1 rRNA gene is annotated in these 2,776 nt (G+C 55.3%); it reads right to left on the bottom strand.

Annotated elements, in window-relative coordinates:
- Window positions 1-5: 5 nt before the first annotated feature.
- A 23S ribosomal RNA gene (locus KNO69_RS15155) occupies window positions 6-2,776 on the bottom strand; the annotation flags it as partial.

The raw sequence follows: 2,776 nt of genomic DNA, 5'->3' as shown, positions 1-2,776 counted from the left end.
TAGACTAGATCAAAGCCTCGACCGATTAGTATCATTCAGCTCCACGTGTCGCCACGCTTCCACCCATGACCTATCTACCTCATCGTCTCTGAGGGGTCTTTCTTGATTGCTCAAAGGGAAATCTCATCTCGGAGGGGGCTTCATGCTTAGATGCTTTCAGCACTTATCCCGTCCGCACGTAGCTACCCAGCGGTGCTCCTGGCGGAACAACTGGTACACCAGCGGTGCGTCCATCCCGGTCCTCTCGTACTAAGGACAGCTCTCCTCAAATTTCCTACGCCCACGACGGATAGGGACCGAACTGTCTCACGACGTTCTGAACCCAGCTCGCGTACCGCTTTAATGGGCGAACAGCCCAACCCTTGGGACCTACTCCAGCCCCAGGATGCGATGAGCCGACATCGAGGTGCCAAACCTCCCCGTCGATGTGGACTCTTGGGGGAGATCAGCCTGTTATCCCCAGGGTAGCTTTTATCCGTTGAGCGATGGCCCTTCCATGCGGAACCACCGGATCACTAAGCCCGACTTTCGTCCCTGCTCGACTTGTAGGTCTCGCAGTCAAGCTCCCTTCTGCCTTTGCACTCTTCGAATGATTTCCAACCATTCTGAGGGAACCTTTGGGCGCCTCCGTTACTGTTTAGGAGGCGACCGCCCCAGTCAAACTACCCGCCTGACACGGTCCTCCAGCCGGATCACGGCTGCGAGTTAGAGACTCTATACGCAAAGGGTGGTATCCCAAGGGTGTCTCCACCGAAGCTGGCGCTCCGGCTTCACAAACTCCCACCTATCCTGTACATCGCGTACAAAGCCTCAATATCAGGCTGTAGTAAAGCTCCATGGGGTCTTTCCGTCCTGTCGCGGGTAACCTGCATCTTCACAGGTACTATGATTTCACCGGGTCTCTCGTTGAGACAGTGCCCAAATCGTTACGCCTTTCGTGCGGGTCGGAACTTACCCGACAAGGAATTTCGCTACCTTAGGACCGTTATAGTTACGGCCGCCGTTTACTGGGGCTTCGGTTCAGTGCTTCTCTTGCGATGACACATCCCCTTAACCTTCCAGCACCGGGCAGGCGTCAGCCCCTATACTTCATCTTGCGATTTAGCAGAGACCTGTGTTTTTGCTAAACAGTCGTTTGGGCCTATTCACTGCGGCTTATGTTGCCATAAGCGTCCCTTCTCCCGAAGTTACGGGACCATTTTGCCGAGTTCCTTAACGAGAGTTATCCCGCGCGTCTTAGAATTCTCATCTCGCCTACCTGTGTCGGTTTGCGGTACTGGCGCCGACCTCCTCACTAGAGGCTTTTCTTGGCAGCGTGAAATCCGGTGCTTCGCCCTACGGGCTCCACGTCACAGCTCAACCTTGTATGCCGGGCGGATTTGCCAACCCGACGGCCTCGCTGCTTGTCCGTGCACTTCCAGTCGCACGGTCACCTTATCCTTCTGCGTCCCCCCATCGTTCAAACGGTGGTACGGCGGTACAGGAATATCGACCTGTTGTCCATCGCCTACGCCTTTCGGCCTCGGCTTAGGTCCAGACTAACCCTGAGCGGACGAGCCTTCCTCAGGAAACCTTAGGCTTTCGACGGAGGGGATTCTCACCCCTCTTTTCGCTACTCACACCGGCATTCTCACTTCCAAGCGCTCCACGGCTCCTCACGATACCGCTTCACTGCTGCTTGGAACGCTCTCCTACCATCCCTTACGGGATCCATAGCTTCGGTGGTATGTTTAGCCCCGTTACATTTTCGGCGCGGCGCCACTCGACTAGTGAGCTATTACGCACTCTTTGAATGGTGGCTGCTTCTAAGCCAACATCCTAGTTGTCTGTGCAGCGCCACATCCTTTTCCACTTAACATACACTTGGGGACCTTAGCTGATGGTCTGGGCTGTTTCCCTCTCGACTACGGATCTTATCACTCGCAGTCTGACTCCCGAGTACAAGTTGCTGGCATTCGGAGTTTGACTGAATTCGGTAACCCTGTGGGGGCCCCTAGTCCAATCAGTGCTCTACCTCCAGAACTCTTCACCTCGAGGCTAGCCCTAAAGCTATTTCGGAGAGAACCAGCTATCTCCAGGTTCGATTGGCATTTCACCGCTACCCACACCTCATCCCCGCACTTTTCAACGTGCGTGGGTTCGGACCTCCAGTCAGTGTTACCTGACCTTCATCCTGGACATGGGTAGATCACCTGGTTTCGGGTCTACGACGACGGACTGATGCGCCCTGTTCAGACTCGCTTTCGCTGCGGCTCCGCCTCATCGGCTTAACCTCGCCCGCCATCGTAACTCGCCGGTTCATTCTACAAAAGGCACGCCATCACCCGTGAACGGGCTCTGACTACTTGTAGGCATACGGTTTCAGGATCTCTTTCACTCCCCTTCCGGGGTGCTTTTCACCTTTCCCTCACGGTACTGGTTCACTATCGGTCACTAGGAAGTATTTAGCCTTGGGAGATGGTCCTCCCGGATTCCGACGGGGTTTCACGTGTCCCGCCGTACTCAGGATCCACTCTGGAGGGGATGGGGTTTCGGCTACAGGGCCGTCACCTTCTCTGGCCGACCTTTCCAGGTCGTTCACCTACCCTATCCCTTTGTAACTCCGTGTAGAGTGTCCTACAACCCCAGGAAGCATGCTTCCTGGTTTGGGCTGTTCCCGTTTCGCTCGCCGCTACTCAGGGAATCGAATTTTCTTTCTCTTCCTCCGGGTACTTAGATGTTTCAGTTCCCCGGGTATGCCTCACGCCACGCTATGTATTCACGTGGGTGTCCCGCC

It is taken from the genome of Exiguobacterium sp. s131 (assembly GCF_018617345.1).
GTDB classification, from domain to species: Bacteria; Bacillota; Bacilli; order Exiguobacteriales; family Exiguobacteriaceae; genus Exiguobacterium; species Exiguobacterium profundum.
Note: the sequence above shows the minus strand (reverse complement) of the source record. Positions and strands in the feature narration are given on the sequence as shown.